Origin of the sequence: Dietzia sp. HMSC21D01 (assembly GCF_001815995.1) — a bacterium.
Taxonomy (GTDB): domain Bacteria; phylum Actinomycetota; class Actinomycetes; order Mycobacteriales; family Mycobacteriaceae; genus Dietzia; species Dietzia cinnamea.
Window position 1 is genome coordinate 1 of sequence record NZ_KV823727.1, and the last position, 621, is coordinate 621.

The following is a 621-nucleotide window of genomic DNA, read 5'->3' on the forward strand; positions in this document are numbered from 1 at the left end:
GGGGGCCGAACAGGCCGCCGGGCCCGACACCCGCGTCGAGGAGGTCGGCGACCGCGGCGCCGCGATCGCCACCGCGATCGACTGGGCCCGCGCCGGCGACGTCGTCGTGATCGCCGGGAAGGGACACGAGACCGGTCAGGAGGTCGCCGGCGTCGTGCACCCGTTCGACGACCGGGCCAGGGCCGCGGAAGAACTCGTCAGACGACTCGGATACCGCGCCCCCACGGGCGAGACGGAGGACAGCACACCATGATCGACCTCACCCTCGGCGAGATCGCGGGGATAGTCGGCGGTCGGTTGGTCGGTGGTGACCCGTCGACGGCCGTGACCGGCACCGTGGAGTTCGACTCCCGCCGCCTCACCCCGGGCGGGCTGTTCCTCGCCCTGCCGGGCGAACGCGTCGACGGCCACGACTTCGTCGCCCGCGCGCTCGACGCGGGCGCGGCCGGCGCGCTCGTCGCGCACGAGGTCGACGGCGTGGGCGGTGCGCAGATCGTCGTGCCCGCGGTCGACCGCCGCGAGACCAACGCCATGGCGCTGGCCGCCGACACCGACGGCTCCGGGGCCGCCGTGCTCACCGCGCTCGGCGCCCTCGCGCGCGCCAGCGTCGACCGGCTGGGG

Annotated in this window: 1 protein-coding gene and 1 pseudogene; both read left to right on the forward strand. The window is 76.2% G+C overall.

Annotated elements, in window-relative coordinates; translation table 11 throughout:
- A pseudogene (locus HMPREF3086_RS02755) lies at positions 1-253 on the forward strand (UDP-N-acetylmuramoyl-L-alanyl-D-glutamate--2,6-diaminopimelate ligase); the annotation flags it as partial.
- A partial coding sequence (locus HMPREF3086_RS19430; RefSeq protein ID WP_246830870.1) for a Mur ligase domain-containing protein occupies positions 250-621 on the forward strand: 372 nt, incomplete at its 3' end. The pseudogene HMPREF3086_RS02755 and the gene HMPREF3086_RS19430, both read left to right, overlap by 4 nt.